At 68.9% G+C, this 20,484-nt stretch carries 16 protein-coding genes and 3 pseudogenes; 5 read left to right on the forward strand and 14 right to left on the reverse strand.

The features are described from left to right. Window positions 1-62 precede the first annotated feature (62 nt). Window positions 63-554, forward strand: coding sequence for a hypothetical protein (locus tag AC068B_RS23410; protein WP_478673612.1), 492 nt, complete (start codon window positions 63-65; stop codon window positions 552-554). 196 nt (window positions 555-750) lie between these two features. Here the strand turns inward: AC068B_RS23410 and AC068B_RS23415 are convergent, their stop codons facing one another. From AC068B_RS23415 to AC068B_RS23435, 5 genes and pseudogenes are all read right to left on the reverse strand, one after another. Then, entirely contained in the window at window positions 751-1,950 is a 1,200-nt protein-coding gene (locus AC068B_RS23415) for a pentapeptide repeat-containing protein (protein ID WP_478673613.1), read from the reverse strand. A 579-nt stretch (window positions 1,951-2,529) separates the two neighbouring features. Continuing rightward, window positions 2,530-3,267: pseudogene (locus AC068B_RS23420) on the reverse strand (transposase). A 150-nt stretch (window positions 3,268-3,417) separates the two neighbouring features. After that, window positions 3,418-4,203 (reverse strand): hypothetical protein, encoded by a 786-nt coding sequence (locus tag AC068B_RS23425; protein ID WP_478673614.1) that lies wholly within the window; start codon window positions 4,201-4,203, stop codon window positions 3,418-3,420. Window positions 4,204-4,277: 74 nt separating this feature from the next. Beyond that, window positions 4,278-4,691 (reverse strand): annotated as a pseudogene (locus AC068B_RS23430) (transposase); the annotation flags it as partial. Between the two features lie 249 nt (window positions 4,692-4,940). After that, complete coding sequence (locus AC068B_RS23435; protein WP_478673615.1) at window positions 4,941-6,068, reverse strand: oxidoreductase; 1,128 nt, start codon at window positions 6,066-6,068, stop codon at window positions 4,941-4,943. 239 nt (window positions 6,069-6,307) lie between these two features. Here AC068B_RS23435 and AC068B_RS23440 point away from each other — a divergent pair. After that, a pseudogene (locus AC068B_RS23440) lies at window positions 6,308-6,595 on the forward strand (transposase family protein); the annotation flags it as partial. A gap of 124 nt (window positions 6,596-6,719) precedes the next feature. Here AC068B_RS23440 and AC068B_RS23445 read toward each other — a convergent pair. The 8 genes from AC068B_RS23445 to AC068B_RS23480 form a co-directional block, all read right to left on the reverse strand. Then, a complete protein-coding gene (locus AC068B_RS23445) occupies window positions 6,720-7,919 on the reverse strand; it encodes an acyl-CoA dehydrogenase family protein (RefSeq protein ID WP_356255005.1) in 1,200 nt (399 codons plus the stop codon). A 207-nt stretch (window positions 7,920-8,126) separates the two neighbouring features. Then, window positions 8,127-9,653, reverse strand: coding sequence for an MFS transporter (locus AC068B_RS23450; RefSeq protein WP_478673616.1), 1,527 nt, complete (start codon window positions 9,651-9,653; stop codon window positions 8,127-8,129). Beyond that, the gene (locus AC068B_RS23455) at window positions 9,650-10,900 is read right to left on the reverse strand and encodes an ATP-grasp domain-containing protein (protein ID WP_478673617.1); all 1,251 of its coding nucleotides are present in this window, start codon (window positions 10,898-10,900) and stop codon (window positions 9,650-9,652) included. The genes AC068B_RS23450 and AC068B_RS23455 overlap by 4 nt, the downstream gene beginning before the upstream one ends. Then, window positions 10,897-12,036: a pyridoxal-phosphate dependent enzyme gene (locus AC068B_RS23460; RefSeq protein WP_478673758.1), complete on the reverse strand. Its 1,140-nt coding sequence runs from the start codon at window positions 12,034-12,036 to the stop codon at window positions 10,897-10,899. The genes AC068B_RS23455 and AC068B_RS23460 overlap by 4 nt, the downstream gene beginning before the upstream one ends. Before the next feature lie 110 nt (window positions 12,037-12,146). Further along, a complete protein-coding gene (locus AC068B_RS23465; RefSeq protein WP_478673618.1) occupies window positions 12,147-13,163 on the reverse strand; it encodes an ABC transporter substrate-binding protein in 1,017 nt (338 codons plus the stop codon). Next, window positions 13,160-13,981 carry an ABC transporter ATP-binding protein gene (locus AC068B_RS23470; protein WP_478673619.1) on the reverse strand — a complete coding sequence of 274 codons (822 nt, stop codon included), beginning with the start codon at window positions 13,979-13,981 and terminating at the stop codon, window positions 13,160-13,162. Before AC068B_RS23470 ends, AC068B_RS23465 begins: the two co-directional genes overlap by 4 nt. Then, window positions 13,982-15,001 (reverse strand): FecCD family ABC transporter permease, encoded by a 1,020-nt coding sequence (locus AC068B_RS23475; RefSeq protein WP_478673759.1) that lies wholly within the window; start codon window positions 14,999-15,001, stop codon window positions 13,982-13,984. 104 nt (window positions 15,002-15,105) lie between these two features. Beyond that, window positions 15,106-15,912 (reverse strand): class I SAM-dependent methyltransferase, encoded by an 807-nt coding sequence (locus AC068B_RS23480; protein ID WP_478673620.1) that lies wholly within the window; start codon window positions 15,910-15,912, stop codon window positions 15,106-15,108. A 165-nt stretch (window positions 15,913-16,077) separates the two neighbouring features. Here AC068B_RS23480 and AC068B_RS23485 point away from each other — a divergent pair, with 165 nt between their 5' ends. Then, complete coding sequence (locus AC068B_RS23485) at window positions 16,078-17,079, forward strand: GlxA family transcriptional regulator (RefSeq protein ID WP_478673621.1); 1,002 nt, start codon at window positions 16,078-16,080, stop codon at window positions 17,077-17,079. A 100-nt stretch (window positions 17,080-17,179) separates the two neighbouring features. Here the strand turns inward: AC068B_RS23485 and AC068B_RS23490 are convergent, their stop codons facing one another. Continuing rightward, on the reverse strand, window positions 17,180-17,590 hold the full coding sequence (locus AC068B_RS23490) for a four-helix bundle copper-binding protein (RefSeq protein ID WP_478673622.1): 411 nt from the start codon (window positions 17,588-17,590) through the stop codon (window positions 17,180-17,182). Window positions 17,591-17,695: 105 nt separating this feature from the next. On the opposite strand from AC068B_RS23490, the gene AC068B_RS23495 reads away from it, so the two are divergent. After that, the gene (locus AC068B_RS23495; protein WP_478673623.1) at window positions 17,696-18,385 is read left to right on the forward strand and encodes a YoaK family protein; all 690 of its coding nucleotides are present in this window, start codon (window positions 17,696-17,698) and stop codon (window positions 18,383-18,385) included. Between the two features lie 421 nt (window positions 18,386-18,806). Continuing rightward, on the forward strand, window positions 18,807-20,441 hold the full coding sequence (locus tag AC068B_RS23500; protein WP_478673624.1) for a hypothetical protein: 1,635 nt from the start codon (window positions 18,807-18,809) through the stop codon (window positions 20,439-20,441). The last annotated feature ends 43 nt before the right edge of the window (window positions 20,442-20,484 follow it).

The following is a 20,484-nucleotide window of genomic DNA, read 5'->3' on the forward strand; positions in this document are numbered from 1 at the left end:
CCGCCGACTCGCCACCGCCAGTGGGAAGACGGCGCGGGTATGGCAACTAGAGGAGGGCGACGATGGCTGAGCCGGACCGCATGCGCGCAGACCTCGTCGTTGACCACCGGATCACACGCGAACAGGAACAACTACTGACCGACGCACTGACCGCCCTCGGCTTCGCCCCCAGCGTTCGGGTACTGCCACCACGCCGGGTGGTTGAGCCGCTTTCCTTGCTGATCCTTGTCTCTCTGCCACTGCACGCCTTCCTGACCACTGTGGGAACCAAGGCGGCTGAGGCCGCCTACCACCGCCTTCAAGACGCCGTCCGCAACCTACGCACCTCCTCCGCTACTGCTATCGCAGCCGCACCACCGGAGCCGTCAAGCCCCGTAGTGCTCCAAGATCCGGCCACCGGCTTGCGCATCGTCCTGGATCCCGACCTGACCACCGGCGCCTACCAGCAGCTCCTGTCCCTTGACCTGACCCGGTACCGCCTCGGCCCACTGCACTACGACCACACCGGCAACCGCTGGCGCTCCCCACTCGACGAAGCCCAGCCCACTGACTGAAAGCGAACGCGTTGGTTCCGTCCGTCTCTCAGCAATGGATACGACGCAGGGGCCGACGCGGCGATGCCTACCCAACCTGAAGCCACTCGGAAGGGCGGTCACAGCCAGGTGAGTTCTGAGAGCCCGTCTTGATACCCCGACCCGAATTGAAGGTGCTCGTCGCCTTCTTTCAAGCGTCCGTCCATGAAACGGCCTGCTAGCCCGCATGAGGGAGCCAGACGGAAGGCAGGACAACCGTTTCGGGAACAGGACTGCCGAGGGCAGCGAGGAGCCCCTGGGGAACCTGGCCTGTCACGCCGTGGAAGGGCACGGTGGCGCCGGAGAACTCCGCCTCGGTGAAGTACACGGAGCGGCCGGGAAACTCCGCCTCTGTAAAGGACACGGCGCCGTCGGCGAACTGCGCCCCGCGGAAGGACACGACGCCGGGGAACTTCGCCTTGTCGAAGGACACGGTGGCACCGGCGAACTGCGCACCGTGGAAGTACACGGCACCGTCGTGGAACTTCGCCCCGGTGAAGGACACGGCGCCGCCAGGGAAATGCGCCCCCCGGAAGGACACGGTGGCGCCAGAGAACTTCGCCCAGCGGAAAGACACGGTGCCGCCGGAGAACTTCGCCTCGTCGAAGGACACAGTGCCGCCGGAGAACACCGCCTCGTCGAAGGACACAGTGCCGCCGGAGAACACCGCCCCGCGGAAGGACACTGTGCCGCCGGGGAACACCGCCCCGCGGAAGTCCATGTTGCCGTCGATGGTGATGCCAGTGAGGTCGAGATCGCAGCCCTGCCAGGAGCGGTGGGTTTCCTTGGGGCGTCGGTAGTGGTCGCCGATGAGGCGCAGGATGGTGTGCCGGACTTTGCGCAGGGCCAGGTAGCGGTGGTGTTCCTCCTGGTGGTCGGGGTCGGCGCCGGGGTCAGGAGTGTAGGGGAGCTGGAGGTAGGCGCACAGGACGTCGATGCATGTCTGGCGCAGGCTGTCGTCCGGGGCGTCATCGGCGAGGCCGGCCAGGGCGTGGACGCCGCCCAGCCTGACGGCCGGGGAGTCGGAGCCGAGTTTGTCGACGGCCTGGGAGAAGCGTTCGGTGTGCAGACGGGTGGCCTCGCGGTGGGCTCCGGCCTCGTCGACACGCTGGCGGCGGTAGGCGACGACCAGGGCGACGAGCGCACCGGCCCCGGCGACCACTCCGAAGGAGAGCTTCACGAGGTCGAAGAGCGTCTTCGCGTCGAGCTTCGTGCTGCGGTCGATCTCCTGGAAGTCCAGCAGTTCCACCAGCCCGTAGAAGACACCGCCCGCGGCCAGAACCGCAATGACGAAGGCGACCATCAAGGCCCGGCCGACCTTCCACAGCCGCAATTCACGATCACCCGGGCCGGAGCGAGGCCTCTTCTTGCCTGTCATGGAGAGGGAGACTCGGCAGACAGACCCGCGGTTGCAGACCCAGCCGTAGGGCCAAGGCCGCAAGCCCACCTGCGCCACGCACAGCTCCCGCCGTTGGGAAGGCGGATTCGGAGGGATCGAGACGGGTTCTGACCGCCCTTCCACAGAGGTTCAGCCTGTCACCGCCCCCGCGAGTGCCTTCAGCGACGAAGTCCGGCAATGCTCAGACGATTGAGGCGGCTTCCTGACCTGGACACACGCCGTCTCTCTGGCGTAGCCGTCACGGACGAGCGGTCAGAACCAACTGCGGCACTCAGTCGCAGTGAGACTGCCCGGTGCCACTGTGAACGGTGGCTGCCGGCCAGACACTTGGTGGGTGGATCACGGGGGTCTTGTGCCCGCCGATTCGCTGCGCCCCCGTGCGGGGTGGTTCCGAGGTCAACACCGTCGCGTGGTGCGGGCGTTGGCCTAACCGGCCCTGCTAGCCGCGTACGGGCAGCACACGCTCCACCGTGTCCTGATCGCCGCGTTCGGCATCGACGCCACCATGGACCACGACGAAACATGCCGACTGGTCGCGGAGGTCAACGGTGAACTTTTTCAGCGTTGCCGCTCCAGTGTGAGGACGGCTTTGGTGATTGACGTCATGCGGTGGGGGCTGCAGCGGGATCTACGGAAGATGCGCCAGGACTTCAGACGCGCGACGCCGCGTTCGACCGGTGCCCGTGCCGCCGCCAGGGTCTGGTTAAGAGTCTTTTCGGTGAGAGTGGGTTCCTGCAGGGGCTTGCGTTTGATGCCGGTGGTCAGCCAGGGGCCGCCGCGCTGGTAGGCGAGATCGGCCAGGATGGGAACGCCTTGGCGCTCTCAGATCCGGATGATCCGGTGGGTGCGAGCGGCGGTCAGGTCGTGGGTGCGGCCCGGCAGGGCGGGCGAGAGCCACAGGAACCGGCCGCCGGGGTCGGTGGTCACCTGCACGTTCACGCCGTGGCGCCGGTGTTTGTGGGAGTAGTCGCCGACCCGGTCGCACTCGGCGAGGGTCCCGTCGAGCAGGACGAAGTCGGGTTCGTGCTCGCGCGGGACCTTCAGCAGACCCGGTGCTCGTTCGGCGAGCAGGTGGACGACCGCACTGGTGTAGGCGTGGGCGGTGGACTCGCAGATCCCGAACCCGGCAGCGATCTTCGCCAGGGTGGTGTGTTCGCGCAGGTACACCAGTGCCACCATCGCGCGCTGAAACGGGCGGAGCTTGCAGCGCCGGTTGCCCTCGCGGGTGACGATCAGCATGGTGACCCACTCCACGAGTGCATGCGGAAGGTCGGGGGCGGCAGGATGGATGACCAACGAGGCCCCCGAATGGCGTGATGGAGATGTCAGGCATCTCGCTCAGCAATCCGGGAGCCCGCTCAATGCGCTTCACGATCCGTCACCGGATCGGTGGCCGACTCAGCGAGGCTCGCCCTCGCGTCTGTGTGTGCATGGGAACTGCAGTGCTCACACGATGTAAATGGAACTGATGCGGTCGTTCCAGGGAATGGTGACATTCTCCCAGTGGTTCGGCCCGGTGTTGCCTGGATACCAGTACCCACCGCCACCGGCGTTCTCAGCCAGATGCGCACTGCACGCGCCCGTCCAATAGGAAGACGTCTTGTTGTCAAATCCGTAAGCCGAGAGGTTCTGCCAGTATCCCCGGTCATAGAACTTGAGGTCTCGGCCAGTTCGGTTTGAGTGCTCATATACGTCAAGCGGCGTGGAGCACGATGCGGCGGCCACCCGGGGAGTTGCCTTCGCTTCGAGTCTGGCCGCAGCGACGTCGCGTTCCGCGGCAGTACGGAAGCATGACACGCCACCCTGACTCTTCCACACTATGCAGGATTTGGCGGCACTCCAGTCTTTCGACAGGTCTATCGTTCTCCCTTCGAAACTCGCCAGCACAGACGTGGCGGTCGATTCAGGTGCTGCCTGCGCGGCACCCACGCCGACCACGGACGCTCCCGTGATCAGTGCGGCGGCACTCAAGATGGAAAGAGTGGACCTTTTCACGAAGCTCTCCGGGAGTAGTCGTACGGCAAGGCGATTTACCTCGACAACTGTCGGTCTACCAGCAATTTGAGGTTGCCTGGAGAGGATCATCCAATTCAGGCCAACAAAAAGAGTGCCATCAACTCGATGCAGCAGATTACAGCGCTGACCACCAGCCAATGAGAAGTGCCGCGATCCGCCGCCAGGCCGATCCGCAGTCCCGATGATCATGCGGGTGTGCAGGTCGGAGCGCGTCAAGCGCAACCAACACTCGACCAACCGGCATGAGTCACATAAGTCGTCCGGAACCACGTGATTTCTTAGAAGTCATCTCATTTGGTGAGCCTGCGGTAGCAGATGAGAGTGCAGGCGATGCTCGTAAAGGTGAGGAAGTGTTCGGCTTTACGCTCGTAGCGGCGATGGAGTCGCCGACATCCGACGAGCCAGGGCATGGTGCGTTCAACGGTCCAGCCGCTGCGGGGACTCGACTCCCTTGCGGGCGATGCGGTGGGTGATGCCGCGCTCGCGTAACCATCGCCGCAGGTGGGCGTAGTGGTAGCCCTTGTCGGCGTGGAGCTTGCCGGGCTTGCGCCGTCGCCTGCCACGGCGCGAACGGATCGGCGGGATGCCCTTCACGAGCGGGACCAAGGCTGTCGTGCAGGCTGGCCCCGGAAACACCGACCCGACCGTTCCGCGCTCAGGTGTATCTTCGAGCCGTACTTGCCCCGGTCGACAGGATTCGGCCCCGGACTTCTTAGCGGACGTTATGTCCGATCTTCCTCGGTTCGTGATCGCTCGATCGCGGTACTGCGCGTCACGCAGGCCGCCTGGCGGGCATGTCCATGTTGAGATGCCCGGCATGGAGCGAAAGCCGTACCCGAGCGACCTAGAACGGCCAACTCGACACTCAGGCACACGGCCATCAGGACCAACCCACCTCATTGTGTTAGCCGTTCTAAGCCGATCTCCTGAGAGCCCTTATCCACAACAGTCCATCAAGGGTGACTGATGACGAGTTGAGCCGCCGTGCCACGATCCCCGACGGCCCAGCACCCCGCGCTGGGCAGACAGTTGACTCCAAGGAGGCGGGTGCGGTCGAAGAGCGTCCAGGATATTCCGCTGTCGTTGCTCACGTCGCTGCCGTTGGGGCCGACCGCGACAGCGGTGTGCCCGCCGCCGGGAACCCAGGCCACGCTGTTGCGGAACCCGCTGGGAGCGTCACCGAGCGACCAGGACGAGCCGCCGTCGGCAGTGGAGGCCGCCGCACCCGAATCGATCCCGCTATCCGGGTCGAAATCGCCACCGACGGCCACGCCGTGCCGGGGGTCCCGGAAGGACAGCGAGGCGATGCTCGCTGTCTCGCCGGGAATCGGGGTGTCGGCAGCACTCCAGGTCTTTCCGCCGTCGCTGGTATGGAACACCTGAGGGTTGTGGCTGGCTCCTCCGCGGGTCCCGGTCGTCCCGAACCAGGCGTTGCGCCGGCCGTGCGCGACCATGCACGTGCCAGTAGCCAGGGCACCGTCGTCGGGTGTCGCGGCAGGCATTCCGTCGGCGGGTGCCGGGCGCCACGTCCGGCCGCCGTCCTCTGTGGCCAGAATGGGGAACTTGCCGCCGACGGGGTCACTGACCGCAGGGCCGTGGCGGTCGTCGAAGAACGCCATGCAGTCGTAGAAGGCGTCCGGAACCGAGTTGCGGAACACCAGTTGCCATGTGATCCCACCGTCAGCGGTGCGATAGATCCGCGAGGGTTCATCCCCGTTGGGAAGTGTCAGGACGAGGGCGTGATCACGGTCGAACGCCTCGACGTCCCGGAACCTGTCGACGGCCCCGCCCGGCGGAGTGACGTTCCGCCAGGAACGTCCACCGTCCACCGTCCGCACCACGGTCCCGTCGTTGGTGGCGCCTCGGAATCCGCCACCCGCGGCCCACACCACTTCCCGGTCCACCACGTCGAGCGTGATCAACGCGTTACTCGTGGCGGTCGGCGTGAAGCGCCAGGACGGCAGGTCAGCCTGTCGAGCCGCCGGAACGGACTCGGCAGCCATCCCGGGAGCGACCAGAGCAACCACGAGTCCGACCACCACGAGCATCCGGACCGCGATCCCACGAACACCAAGTCCCATTCCAACAAGACTGGTTCGCCCTAGCGGGATCACCCACCCCTGTAACAGGCCATTCCTGGCGAGCGATTAGGGCACCGCTCGTGTCCCTTAGGCCGTTTCCTACACGGTCTAAGGGGACGTTGAGTCCGATCTTCCTCGGTTCGTGATCGCTCGATCGTGGTACTGCGCGTCACGCAGGCTGTCTGCCAGGCATGTCCATGCCGAGATGCTCGGCATGGAGCGAGAGCCGTACCCGAGCGACTTACAGGATCATCCGGATCTGAGAGCGCCAAGGCGTTCCCATCCTGGCCGAACTCGCCTACCAGGGCGGCGGCCCCTGGCTGACCACCGGCATCAAACGCAAGCCCCTGCAGGAACCCACTCTCACCGAAAAAACTCTTACCCAGACCCTGGCGGCGGCACGGGCACCGGTCGAACGCGGCGTCGCGCGTCTGAAGTCCTGGCGCATCTTCCGTAGATCCCGCTGCAGCCCCCACCGCATGACGTCAATCACCAAAGCCGTCCTCACACTGGAGCGGCAACGCTGAAGAGGCTCCGTATCTGGGACGGACAGCCGTTCCTATAGATCGGATCCAGCAGAAAGAAAGTGGGCAGCCTCAAAGGCCACCCACTTTCTCACCATGCTCGAATATGAATTACCGTCACGAAGCGCTAACGGCGCACTCGCGGCATCCCCAGTCCGATCCAGGAGATGATCTCGCGCTGGATCTCGTTGTTCCCGCCGCCGAACGTGAAGATGACCGCCGAGCGGTAGCCGCGTTCGAGTTCGCCGTGGAGGACCGTGCCCGCCGAGCCCTCCTTCAGGGCGCCTGCCGCGCCGACGACCTCCATCAGCCAGGCGTACGCGTCGCGGCGTGCTTCCGAGCCGTAGACCTTCACCGCGGAGGCGTCCTGCGGGGTGAGGGTGCCTTCCTGGACGGCGTTCACCATCTGCCAGTTGAGGAGTTTCATCGCGTCGAGCCTGGTGTGCGTCTTCGCCAGGCGTTGCCGGACCCAGCCGAGGTCGATGACGCGGCGGCCGTCGGCCAGCTTGGTGTCCATCGCCCAGCGCTGCACGTTGTGGAAGGCGCGAATCGCCATCGTGCCGTGGGCGGCGAGCGTGACGCGCTCGTGGTTGAGCTGGTTCGTGATCAGACGCCAGCCCTTGTTCTCCTCGCCGACGCGGCGGGAGACGGGGACGCGGACGTTCTCGTAGTAACTGGCGGTCGTGTCGTGCGAGGCGAGGGTGTTGATGAGGGTGCAGGAGTAGCCGGGGTCGCTCGTGGGGACCAAGAGCATGGTGATGCCCTTGTGGAGCGGGACTCCCTCTTCGGGGGTGGCGGTGCGGACGGCGAGCCAGACCCAGTCCGCCGTGTCGCCGTTGGTGGTCCAGATCTTCTGCCCGTTGACCGTGTAGTGGCCGGTCTCCTCGTCGCCCTCCCGTACCGCCTTCGTCTTCAGCGACGCGAGGTCCGTACCGGCGTCGGGTTCGCTGTAGCCGATGGCGAAGTCGAGCTCACCGGAGAGGATCCGGGGCAGGAAGTAGGCCTTCTGCTCGTCCGTGCCGAACTGCATGATCGTCGGGCCGACGGTGTTCAGGGCCATGAGCGGCAGCGGTACGCCCGCCTGCGCGGCTTCGTCGAAGAAGATGAACTGCTCCATGGGCGAGAGCCCGCGCCCGCCGTACTCCTTGGGCCAGCCGACTCCCAGCCATCCGTCCGAGCCCAGGCGACGCACGGTCTCACGGTAGAACCGCTTCTGAGCGGCGGGTTCGCCGTACCGCGCATAGGCGTTGTCCGGCACCAGCTCGGCGAAGTACGCACGCAGCTCGGTGCGCAACTGCTGCTGCTCGGGCGTGTATTCGAGGTGCACGGCCCCTCCAGGCTCTACTGGCTCCACTGGCTCACTGCTTGGCTCGCCACTCGGCTCGCTCGGTCCCGGACCTGACGGCGCACAGAGTAGAACCCGTTTCAGAAATAAGGAATGGGCAGCGCCTGGCTCTGGCTCCGACTGTCTGGCTGACTGGCTACGGCCCTGAGCTCTGGCTCTGGCTCTGGCTCTGGCTCTGGCTCTGGCTCTCTAGGTTCGGCTCCGGCTCCTGCGCAGAGCGCGCAGCAACAGCGGTGGCAACAGCGCGCATTGTGCCGCGACCCCCACCCAGAAGAGGCCCGCGTGGCCGGAGCCCTCGGCCCAGGCATAGCCCTCGCCTCCCGCGATGCCGCTGGCGAACGCGCCGATTCCCGCCGCCAGTCGCTGGCGGCCGAAGACGACGGCGGGCGAGCGGTCGGACCGGGACAGGGCTTCGAGGTCGTTCTTCAGGAAGAGGACTACCTCGCCGAGGCAGATGAGCAGGGCGCCGCCGAGGATTGCGGCGGGGTGGCCGAGGGCCAGCGCGGCCATGCCGGTGGCCAGCGCGGTGAAGCCGATGCGGAGGGCGCGGGGGTAGGGCAGGTGGGCGATCCAGTCCGAGAGGAGGGGCTGGGTGACCACGAGGAGCAGGGCGTAGAGCGCGAGGACGAGGCCGTAGAAGAGCGTCGAGGTCCTGCCCACGACGTAGAGCGCGAGGTAGTGCTGGAAGAACATGAAGACGTACACGCTCAGCGCGGTGATGGCGAAGGGGAGGAGGGGCAGCGTGGTGAGCGGCGGTTCGTCTTCACGGGGGCCGCCCGGCGGTGCGTCTCCGCGGTCGCCGCCCGCCTGCTTGCCTCCATGGCCGCCGCCCGCCTGCTCACCTCCATGGGCGCCGCCCGCCTGCTCATCCCCAGGTGCGCCACCCCGGCGCTCACCCCCACGTGCACCGTCCGGCCGCTCGTCCCCGAGGTCGGCGCCTGCCCGCATGTCACCAGGGTCGGCGCCTGCCCGTACGCCGCCGGGAGCCGCACCCGCCCGTACGTCGCCGGAGGCCGCACCTGTCCGCACGTCGCCGGAGCCCGCGCCCACCCCCTCGTCGCCGGGACGCCGACTCCCGGGCCGGTCTCCCTCTCCCACCTCCCCCACCGGACTCGCCCTCGGCAGCACCGCATGCCCCGCCGTGATCAACCCGAACAGCACGGTCACCGCGGCGAAGAGCCCCGCCGACGCCGTGAGCACGAACGGCGCGGCGGCGATCGGGCCCAGCGCGATGCCCGCGTTGAATGCCGAGCTGCTCGCGGAGAGGAGCGGGGCGCGGCGGTCCTCCTCCACGCCCGTGACCAGGTACGCCTTGTTCGCGGGCAGATAGAGCGCGGCCCCGCAGGAGACGAGGAACAGCGCGGCGACGGCCCACGTCGGACGGTTCAGCCCCGGCAGGAAGGTGGCGAACCCAGCCGTGCGGATCACCAGGGCCAGCAGCATGGTGCGCTGCAGGCCGATCCGCTCCGCCAGGGCCGCTCCCACCACCCCGCCCGAGAACTGCACGAACGAGGCGACCGCCAGTACGACGCCGACGGCACCGAGCCCCATGCCCAGCCGTTCGTGCAGCAGCACCGCCATGAAGGGCAGCACGGCGAAGCTGCCCAGGGGTATGAGGAACGATCCGGCGAGGAGGAAGTACTGAGGGCCCGTGAACTCGGTGAACGGTGTGAGGCGCGAACGCGAACGGGGCTGCAGTCGTGTCGTTCCCGTCATTCCCGGTCGTCGTCGCCGTCGTCGTCGCCCGCGACAGTCGGCCGTACGCTCCCGGCCGCACTGAGCGCCCTGTGCAGCGCCAACTCCGCGGTCGCGGCCTCGGTCAGCACGATTCCCGTGCAGCCGCGCTGATCGCTCAGGTGTTCCAGGCGCCGCCCGGGGACAGCCGTGGGGTACCACTCGGGCGAGCCCGGGAACGCGGACAGGCCGTCGATGCCGGTCCAGCCGGTGAGGGTGCCGGGGCGGTCGGGGTAGACGAGCACGAAGGCCGTCGCCGGGCCGGGGGCGGAACCGGCAGACACGGCGTCCAGCAGGGCGGGGCGCCTACCGAGTGCCGTGTCGACCATCGCGTCGTAGACGTTGGTGCCCAAGGCGCGGCACAGGGCCTCGCCGACGAGCGCGCCGCCGATGCGACGGTTGATCTCCACCAGTTCCGGGCCGTCCGCGGTGAGGACGAACTCCACGTGTGCGAAGCCGCTGTCGTGTCCCGCGGCGGCCAGCACGCGGCCCGCCCAGTCCTCGATGAGGCCGAGTTCGGGGAGGGGGAAGGCGACGGGGAAGGCCGCGGCCTCTTCGCGGACGGACGGCTCGGGTGACATCTGGCGGCTGAGGACACCGAGCAGCTTCGTCTCACCCTCCCAGCCGAGGGTTTCCGCGCTGTAGACGGGTCCGGAGAAGAAGCGCTCGGCGAACAGCTTCCCGTTGAAGGGGCGTTGGGACGCCTCGGCGAGCGCGGTGCGGAGCTGCCGCTCGTCGCGCACCGGCCAGACGTTGCGGGAGGAGGTGCCCGCGGAGTCCTTCAGGATGGCGGGCAGGCCGACCTCGCGGAGGATCTCGTCGGCCGAGGAGACATCGGCGGGCACGGCCAGCGCACGGCTGCCGCTCAGGCCCCGCTCGTGGAGAAGGGCGCGCACCCGGCCCTTGTCGCGCAGGATCCGTACCGCGCTCGGATCCGGGCCGGGCAGGCCGAACTTGGCGGCGAGGTCGGCGCCGGGCACGCTCCAGGTGTCGGTCGAGTTGATGAGCCCGCTGAGGTCGGGCAGGGCCGACAGGGCGGCCGCGCAGGCCCCGGCATCGGTGGTGTCGATGTCGACGATGTCGAGTGCCCCGGGGTCGAGGTGGGCGAGTTCGTGACGGTAGACGTCGCGGTCGCCGGTGAGCAGGCACAGGCGGTGCCCGGCGTTGTCCGCCGCCTCGACGAGGCGGGCAAGCCCGAAGGTGAGTGCTTCCAGTGCGGCGATGGTCACGGTGTCTGGTTCTCCCGGTCCGGTACGCCGAGCGGGCCGCTCGCGTGTGTGAGTGGTGAGTCTGTCGCCCGGCCGAGCTGGGCCTTCGCCGATGCGGGTGCGGATCCGGATGCGGGTGCCGATGTCGGTGCGGCTGCCGCACCGCCGCGTCGTACGTCATACGACCGCCGGTTCCACTCCATCGCCGACCACGGCGGGGTGAGGTCGGCCAGGCCGGTGATCTGGTGCGGTTTGAGGGTGCGCGGGTCGAGCGCCTCGCGGTGGCGGGCGAAGACGCGGTCGGTGTAGCGGTGTCCGGTGTCGGCGCCGATGACCAGATGGGTGCGGCCGGGGTCGCGGGCGGCCTCCCAGCCCGCGACGAGGTGGGCGGCGCCGGTGGACAGCCCGGCGAACACGGCGTGCTCGCGCAGCAGACCAACCGCACCGGCCATGGCGTGCCGGAAGTCGAGCCAGTGCAGGGTGTCGTAGAGGTCGTGGTGCACGTTGTCGAAGGGGATCGAGCTGCCGATCCCCGCGATGATCGCGTCCGGGTCGCTGAACCCCTCGCTGCCGAAGGTGACACTGCCGAAGGGCTGCACGCCCAGCAGCCGGACGTCGCGGTCGCGCCCGCGCAGCGCCTGGACGAGGCCGCCGCTGGAGGAGCCGGTCCCCACGGCCCCCACCACGGTCAGCGGTACGTCGGGCAGCGCGCGGTCGACGAGGGCGGCGAACTCCCGGTAGCCGGTGTAGTGGACGGCGTCGTGGTACTGCCGCATCCAGTGCATGCCGGGCCGCTCGGCCAGCAGCCGACGGACGCGCCGGACCCGGCCCTCCTGGTCGAGCCGCAGGTCATCGGAGGGCGGCATCTGGTCCACGGTGGCGCCGAGCACCTCCAGTTGGGCGCGCATCGTCGCGTCGACGGTGGTGGAGGCGACGATGTGGCAGTGCAGTCCGTAGCGGTGACAGGCCATGGCGAGGGCGAGGGCGTAGATGCCGCTCGAACTGTCGACGAGGGTCTGCCCCTGTTTCACCGTCCCCCGCTCCAGCAGGGTGCGGACCGCGCCGAGGGCGGCGTAGACCTTGAGGGTCTCGAAGCGCGCGAGTACGACGTTGCCGGACAGCCGGAGCAGGTCCGGGGCCTTTATCGCGTCGGTGATGTGGTCGTGGACCGGGGCGGTTTCGGGTGCGAAGTCCGGTTCGAGGAGGCGCTCGTCGAGCGGCGCGGCGTCGGCGGCGTGCGCCGTGTGCGTGGGGGTCACGGTCGCCGTCACCGCCCGACCGAACGCAGGTAGCGGCCCAGGTCCTCGGCGCCCGCGACATTGCGCGGGCCGCTGACGACATCGCCGTACGACATGATGTGGAAGCGGTTGTTCTTGACCGCCGGTACGGACTTCAGGGCGGGCAGCTTCTTCAAGTAGGCGATCTTTTCCTTCGCGGGCTGGTCCGCGTAGTCGACGATCACGATGACCTCGGGCTTGGCCTTGATGACCGGCTCCCAGCCCACCGTCGTCCAGCCCTTGTCGAGGTCGCCGAAGACGTTGGTGCCCCCGGCAGCGGTGATGATGTCGTCCGGCGCGGCATGCCGTCCCGCGGTGAACGGCTGGTCGGTGCCCGAGTCGTAGACGAAGACCTTGGCCGGGTCCTGGTCGGCCTTGTCGGGCCAGGTCTTCTTCAGCGCGGCGACCCGTTCCTTGAGGTCGCCGACGAGCTTGTCCGCCCGCTTCTCCACACCGAAGATCTTGCCCAGGTTGTCCAGGTCCGTGTAGAGCGCCTGGAGCGGTGACACGTCGACGTTCTTGTTGCCGTAGTCCCAGCAGGTCTCGGTGTGCAGATAGCTGTCGACGCCGACCTTGTCCAGCAGGGCCGGGGTGATGCCGCGTTCCTCGCTGAAGCCGGAGTTCCAGCCCGCGAGGACCCAGTCGGCCTTGGCGTCGACGACGATCTCCCGGGTGATGCGCTCGCTGCCGAGGCGGTCGACCTCGGAGTACTTCTTGCGCCAGGGCGAGCCCTTGATGGACGGGTCGCCGAGCTTGTTCATGACGTAGCCGCGCATGCGGTCGGCTAGGCCGAGGGCGAACATCTTCTCCGCGCCGCTCACGTCGTAGGCGACCGCGCGCTCGGGGCGGGTGTACGTGACGTCCTTGCCGCAGTTGGAGACGGTGACGGTACGGGGGTCGGACTTGCTGTCCGCCGTCGACTCGACCTCGGCGCCGCAGCCGGTGAGCAGGAGCCCGGTGGCCAGCACCCCGGCGGCGAGGGCTCGGGGGAACGGTGGTCTGGTCACGAGTGGGGTCCTTCCGGGGAAGCTTCTGCGGGGGACGGGCCGTCGGCGGTGGCCGGGGCGAGGTCGTAGAGGAGTTGGGGGATGCCGGTGCGCGGATGCGGTACGACGACGGCGTCGACGCCGAACACCTTGCGGACCAGCTCGGGGGTCAGGACCTCGGCCGGATCACCGGCGGCGACCAGACAGCCCGCGCCGAGCACGGCGATCCGGTCGCAGACCTGTGCCGCCAGATTGAGGTCGTGCAGGGCCGTGAACACGGTCAACCCCGAGCCGCGCAGGAAGGACAGCAGCTCCACCTGGTGGCGTACGTCGAGGTGGTTGGTGGGTTCGTCGAGGACCAGGAGGCGGGGCTCCTGGGCGAGGGCACGCGCGACGAGCACGCGCTGCCGCTCCCCGCCGGACAGGCTCAGCACACTGCGGTCCACGAGGTGCGACACGTCGAGGCGGTCCATCGCCTCCTCGCAGAGCTCCCTTTCGCGAGCGGTCAGGGGGTGGTTGCCCTGCGCGTGCGGGGCGCGTCCCAGGGCGACCACTTCCTCGACGGTGAAGTCGAGTTCGGTGTGGCTCTCCTGGGTCAGGGCGGCCACGGAGCGGGCGCTGTCGCGCAGTTTCAGCGCCGTCAGGTCGGTGCCGTCGAGCAGCACGGCCCCTGACGTCGGCTTCAGTGCCCGGTAGACGCAGCGCAGCGCGGTCGACTTGCCGCTGCCGTTGGGGCCGACGAGCCCGACGATCGAACCGGCGGCCACATCGATGTTGAGCCGGTCGACGAGGGCGCGCCCGGCCGCCTCGACCGTCAGGTCACGGAGGGAGAGGACCATTTACCGGCCTCCGAAGAGATAGCCGCGGCGGCGCATCAGGACGACGAACACCGGCACCCCGATCAGCGCCGTGATGACCCCGAGCGGCAGTTCCTCGGGCGCGAAGGCGGTACGGGCCACGAGGTCGACCCACACCATGAAGCAGGCTCCGGCCAGTGGCGCGACCGCCAGGACCCGTCGGTGCGTGGAGCCGACCCAGATCCGCACCACGTGCGGCAGCACGAGACCGACGAAGCCGATCGCGCCGCTGACCGCGACAATCAGCCCGGTGACGGCCGCGGTGAGCACGAACAGTCCACGGCGCAGCGCGTCCGCGTCCACGCCCAGGCTGGCCGCGGTCTCGTCGCCGAGCGACAGCACGTCGAGGGACCGGCTGTGCCGCAGCAGTACGACGATCGCGACCAGCACCGCCGCCGTCACCAGCGGCAGGGACTCCCAGGTCGCCGAGCCGAGGCTGCCGAGCAGCCAGAACAGCACGGTCCGCGCGGCCTGCCCGTTCGGCGCGAGGAAGACCAGGACGCTCATGAGCGCCTGGAAGCCGTACGCGAGCGCCACCCCGGTCAGCACGAGGCGCAGCGGCGTCAGCCCCAGCGGTCCGCGCGCGGCCAGGTACACCAGCACGGTCGCGCCGAGGGCGCCGAGGAACGCGGCGGCCGACAGGGCGTACACCCCGAGACCGGCGAAGATCCCGAACACGACGACTGCGGTCGCGCCCACGGAGGCGCCGGACGAGATGCCGAGGACGAACGGATCCGCGAGGGCGTTGCGCACCAGCGCCTGGATGGCGACGCCCACGACGGAGAGCCCGGCTCCCACGACCGCGGCCAGCAGGACCCGCGGGGTGCGCACCTGCCAGACGATGGAGTACCCCGTCGCGTCGTCCGCGCCGATGGTGCCGCCGGTGAGGGCCGCGGTGAGGAAGTGCACGACGTCGCCGAGTGGTACGACGGTCGGTCCCAGCGCGACGCCCGCCAGGACGGAGAGCACCAGGGTCACGGAGAGCGCCACCAGCGTGGTCAGCAGCCGCCCGCGGCCCGTAGGGCGCTCTCCCTCTACCCCTTGCCCGGGTTCGCCGCGCGAGCGGGCGGCGCGACGCGTGGGCGGCGTCGCGGACGCGGCCTCGGTCATGAAGTCCCCTCGTTCACCTGCGCGTTGGCGTGCGGGCCGTGCCCGGTGCCGCCCAAGGAGAGTTCCGGACGGGTGCCGCTCACGATCAGCCGCTTCGAGTGGTTGTCGTACGGGCCGCCGTCGAAGTCCCCGTAACAGCGCACGTCGGTGAAACCGGCCGCCTCGAAGAGCGCGCGCAGCTCGGCCGCGCTGTAGAGGAATGAGGTGATCGACGCCTCGCGCGCCTCGCCGTCCCGCACCAGCGTCCAGTCGGTGCGCAGCCGGGTCCAGCTGTCCAGGACGGTGTCGCGCTGCAGCACGTACGCGCCGCCGTCGAGCTCGACGACCTGAGGGCGGCCGATCCAGCCCGCGAGGACCTCCTTGCCCATCACGTCGATGAGCAGTCGTCCGCCCGGCACGAGCGAGTCGTGGGCGTTGCGCAGCACGCGCTCGTTGTCCCGCGGGTCGTCGAAGTAGCCGAACGAGGTGAAGAGGTTGAGCACCACGTCGTACGTCTCCGGCTCGACGTGGGTCAGCATGTCGCCCCGCACCAGCCGGACGTCCACCCCGGCCGCCTCGCACGCGGCGTCGGCCCGCTTCAGCATGACCGGGCTGAGGTCGACCCCGGTCACCGCGCAGCCGCCGCGGGCCAGCGGCACGAGGTACAGGGCGGGCCCGCAGCACAGGTCGAGGACCCGGCTCCCGGCCGGGAAGCGGAGCAGCGACGACTCGGCGACGAGGCTCTCGACCTCCGTGCGCCTGCGCTCGGAGAACATGGTCTCGGCGAAGTCCGACCAGAATTCGTCGTCCTCGTACCAGTTCATGCGGCTGCTACCTCGTTCCGGTGCGTGCTGCGCGGGGCTGCGCAGGGGGCTCTGGTGCAGTGGTCGGACGGAGATCCGTTCTGGTTCCCGGCCGGTGGCGGCCGTGTCCGGATGTGACAGGGAATCGTCATTGCGGCCATCGGGCGGGGCGGTGAGGATGGGGGCATGCCCCTCACCCACCGGGTGGTCATCACGGTCTTCCCCGATGTCGACCTCCTCGACGTCACCGGGCCCGCCGAGGTCTTCGCGCTGGCCAACCGCGAGACGGCGGGCCGCGCGGGCTACGAGGTCCGGCTTGCGGGACCCACCGCCGGTGCGGTCCGCACGTCGGCAGGTGTCCGGCTCCTCGCGGACCTCTCCTTCGAGGAGGTCGGCGCGGACGTGGACACCTTGTTGGTACCGGGCGCGGTCGACATGACCGACGAGGGGCCGGTGGCGCGTGTCGATCCCACCGTGGTGGCGTGGGTGAAGGAGACGGCCCCGCACGCCCGGCGCGTGGCGTCGGTGTGCGTGGGCGCGCATGTGCTGGCCGCGGCGGGGCTGCTGGACGGGAAGACGGCGACCACCCACTGGTCGACCGCCGCCCAGCTCGCCGCCGACCATCCGGGGGTCACCGTCGACCCCGACCCGATCTTCGTCCGCACCGACCGGGGGCGGCTGTGGACCGGGGCCGGGATCAGCGCCTGCCTGGATCTCGCGCTGGCCCTGGTCGCCGAGGACCAGGGCGAGCAGACCGCGCTGACCGTGGCCAGGCAGCTGGTTCTCTATCTGAAAAGGCAGGGCGGCCAGAGTCAGTTCTCGGTACCGCCGAGCCGCTCGGCCACCACGCGTCGTGACATCGACGAGCTATGTCTGTGGATCACCGACCACCTCGACGCCGATCTGTCCACGGGAGCCCTGGCCGCCCGGATGTGTCTGAGCGAGCGGCACTTCGCCCGTGTCTTCACGCAGGAGACGGGCGCGAGCCCGGCGTCCTACGTGGAGGCCGCGCGCATCGAGGTCGCCCGTCGTCTCCTGGAGACCACCGATCATCCGCTCGACCGGGTCGCGGCCGCGGCCGGGCTCGGCTCGGTGGAGACCCTGCACCGGGCGTTCCGGCGCAGGCTCGCCACCACACCGGTGGCATACCGCCGCCGCTTCCGCACGCAGGCCGACGCGGGACGGTGAGCCGGTGATCGCGAAGACGTTCCCCGACTCCTTCGAGACCGTCGCCTTCACCGCGCAGGGCCGTGAACCACGGCTACCGGCCGACCACCCCGCCCAGCCCTCAGCCCAGCGTCGTCAAGAAGGTGTCGCACGCCTTCGCGCAACGACGGCACGCCTCCGCGCAGCGGGCCGAGGCGGGGTACGGGTCGCACAAGGAGGCGCACTGGAGGCAGACGGCACGGCACCACTCGACCTGCATCCGGACCCGCTGCTCGTCCTGGTCGCTCTGTTCGGCGAGGACGCGGGAGGTCGCGTCGCAGACGTCCGCGCAGGCGGTGTTGAGGCGGGCCACCCCGCCGGGCTCGGCCGGGCCCGGTCGCCTGGCACACACGTGTACGCACTCGTCGCAGGCCTGCGCGCACGCGAAGCGGTCCTCCAAGTAGCGGACGAGATCCTGCTGGTTCAGTTCCTGGGGCCCTCTCTTCAACGGGGTGGCGGACGCGGTCGTGGTCGTGTCGTACGCGGTTCTCACGGGGCCCTCCCTTCGGATCCCGGACGGGTAGCCGCGGCGGGGCGGGCCAAACCGGTCGCCCGCGCCGTCCTCGTCCACGGCTCCCACCGAGGTAGAACGAGCGGCATGACGACTCACTCCGGAAGCCGTTCCGTGCCGACCTCGGAGATCGGTGACCGTCATCCGCTGTCACTGGTCCTCGTCACCCTCACCGCCGTCAGCGGCCTCGTCGACGCCATCTGCTACCTCGGTCTCGGCCGTGTCTTCACGGCCAACATGACGGGAAACGTCGTCGTCATCGGCTTCGCGCTGGCGGGGGCGCCGGGGTTCTCCGTGACCGGCTCGCTCGTGTCGCTCTCGGCCTTCCTGGTCGGTGCCGTGGCGGCGGGCAGGCTCGCGGGCGCCTTCCGCGACCGGCACCGTGTGCCGTGGGTCCGCACCGCGGTGTGGGTCGAGGCCGCGCTCCTCGGCATCGCCACCGCCCTCGCGTTCGCGTCGGGGGGCGAGCCGCCCTACCCGGTGATCGTCCTGGTGGCCCTCGCGATGGGGATGCGCAACGGCACCGTGGGCAGACTGGCCGTGCCCGCCATGACCACGACGGTCCTCACCGGCACCCTGGCGGCACTGGCCGCCGATTCACGCATCGCGGGAGGCACCGACCGGCGCGCCGTCCGCCGGGTCGTCGCCGTGACGGCGATGACCGCGGGCGCGATCCTGGGCGCCTGGCTCGTCCTCCACCACGGGATCGGCTGGCCCCTGCTGCTGAGCACGCTGACCGTCGCCGCGACAGCCGTCGCCTACCGCGAACACGACTGAAAAGGACCGGGGTACGCAGGTGGGCCCCGCCGCGACGGGGGAGACACGGCGGGGCCCACCCATCGAGTGCCCGCTGAGAAGACCCTCACACCCACGTGTCGTATCGATTTTCGAGCGCGCCGACCAACGCCCCGCGCCGGGCCCCCGTCACCGGGCCGTCGCATCCACCCGTGGCAAGTTCACGCCCACGCACCCCTCCAGGCGTCCCGACCGCACGGCCTCACTCGCACGCACGCACCCCCGTCGGGTCAGAAAGCCCCTGCGAACTCGTACTTGCAAAGCCTTTCTGGCCACGATTCAGACGAATGTGGGTCGCCCTTCCCGCACGCCTCTTGGCTCATTGACGCTGTTGTGCTGCGGGAGTAGGAATCCAGTAACATCCCGGGCCCATCCGGCGGTGGTCAATATTAGGGGGTAGCCCATGGCCATCGATCAGAAACAGCTGCTCCAAGGAATTTACGACGCGATCTTCGACGCACTCACCACCACTCCTTCCGGAATCGGTGGCGGGCAGCCAATTTTGCGGCGGGCACAGACTTACATGTCGCTGCAACTACCCGGAAACCCCGTGGACGCGGCGCAGTTCGCGAACCCGTGGTCCCCGAACAATCCGACCGGTTCCGTCGCGGCAAGCGAGAACTTCGCGACCCTGGTGGACCCCGTCCCCCTCCTGACACCGGCCTACGCGGTCGGCGGCGTCAGCACCGACAACGTCTACGGCGAGATCGTCCGCGCGAACGTGAATCCGCCACCCGCGGACCCCGAGGGGCAGAAGGCGTACGAGAAGGCGTTCAAGCTGCTGTTCGTGGACGGCCAGGACTTCGACCAGGACGGTCTTCCCGTCACGGTGAAAGTCGACTCTCCGCTGTATCGCAACTACAAGAACAAGATGCAGCTGTACACCGCCGCCCTGCTCAGCTACACGACGAACTTCCTCCAGTACGACCTGAGCAAACCGGAGGACCAGCGGAAGTGGGCCATCCTGGCGCCGGTGCTCAGGGCGCCCGTGGACCTCGCCTACCAGGACCTTCAGGCGGCCAGCCCCGGTGTGGTGGAGAGTGCCCTCGCCACCCTCGGGCAGTTCCAGCAGTCGAGTCTCGCGGGAATCTTCTCCCGGGCCCGCCAGACGTATCTGCAGACCAGGCGCGGAAGCCTCGTCGACGCCAACATCTTCTGGCACCTGTGCGAGGCGTTCCCCGGCAACTGGTTCACCGAATCGGGAGCCACGAACTTCTCGGCCTTGACGCTGACGTCCAACAGGCTCCGCATCAACGAGGAGTCGCGATTCTCCCGCTATGGCGCGGGCGGCGGGATCAATCTCGGTCTGTGGCGGGTCGGTGCCGCCGGATCCACGGAAAGGACGCAGTACAGCCTCCACACCGAGACATCGAACATGAACATCTCCTTCCGTTTCGGCCGGATCGAAATACGCCGCCGCTGGCTGGACTCATCACTGACGTCCTTGCGCGGCTGGAGCACGGCAGGCCGTCGCCCGGGCGACTATTCGACCGGCGAGATCAGCGACAAGAACGAGGGAGTCTTCTCCCTGCTGCCGACCGCCTTCATCGTGGCCAGGGACATCAAGATAAGCGCGGACTGGGGAACCACGGACCTGCAGCGTGCCACACAGGCCACGTCGATACGCAGCAGCGTCGGAATAGGTCCCTTCTCCCTTTCGGGCAGTTACCAGAACAGCTCGTCGACCCGTCGATTCGCGTCGTCCTTCGACGGCACGACACTCACGGTCCCCGGCATGCAGATCGTCGCCTGGCTGAGCAGTCTGGTTCCCTACTCGCCGCCGACCGACGGTCCGCCTTCGGCCAGGGCGGAGCAGTTGGCCCTGGCGGCGGCCCGGCAGCCGACGCGCACCAACGTGTACGCCATTCCGTGGCTGGAGCGCACGGGCAGTGGAGACGGCGAAGCCACCTCCGGCCAAGGCGCTTCGCCCGCTTCGGGCACCGAAAGCGTGCGGGAAGACGCGACCGAGGCAGCAGGTGTCATGGCCGCGCCCGCCCCCGACGCTCCCGACAGTCAGTTCATCTCGGCGGAATCATGAGCACCGTCGCCACTCCATAGCGACCCGCTCACACTGACCGCAA

The organism is Streptomyces sp. NPDC042371 (assembly GCF_056437465.1).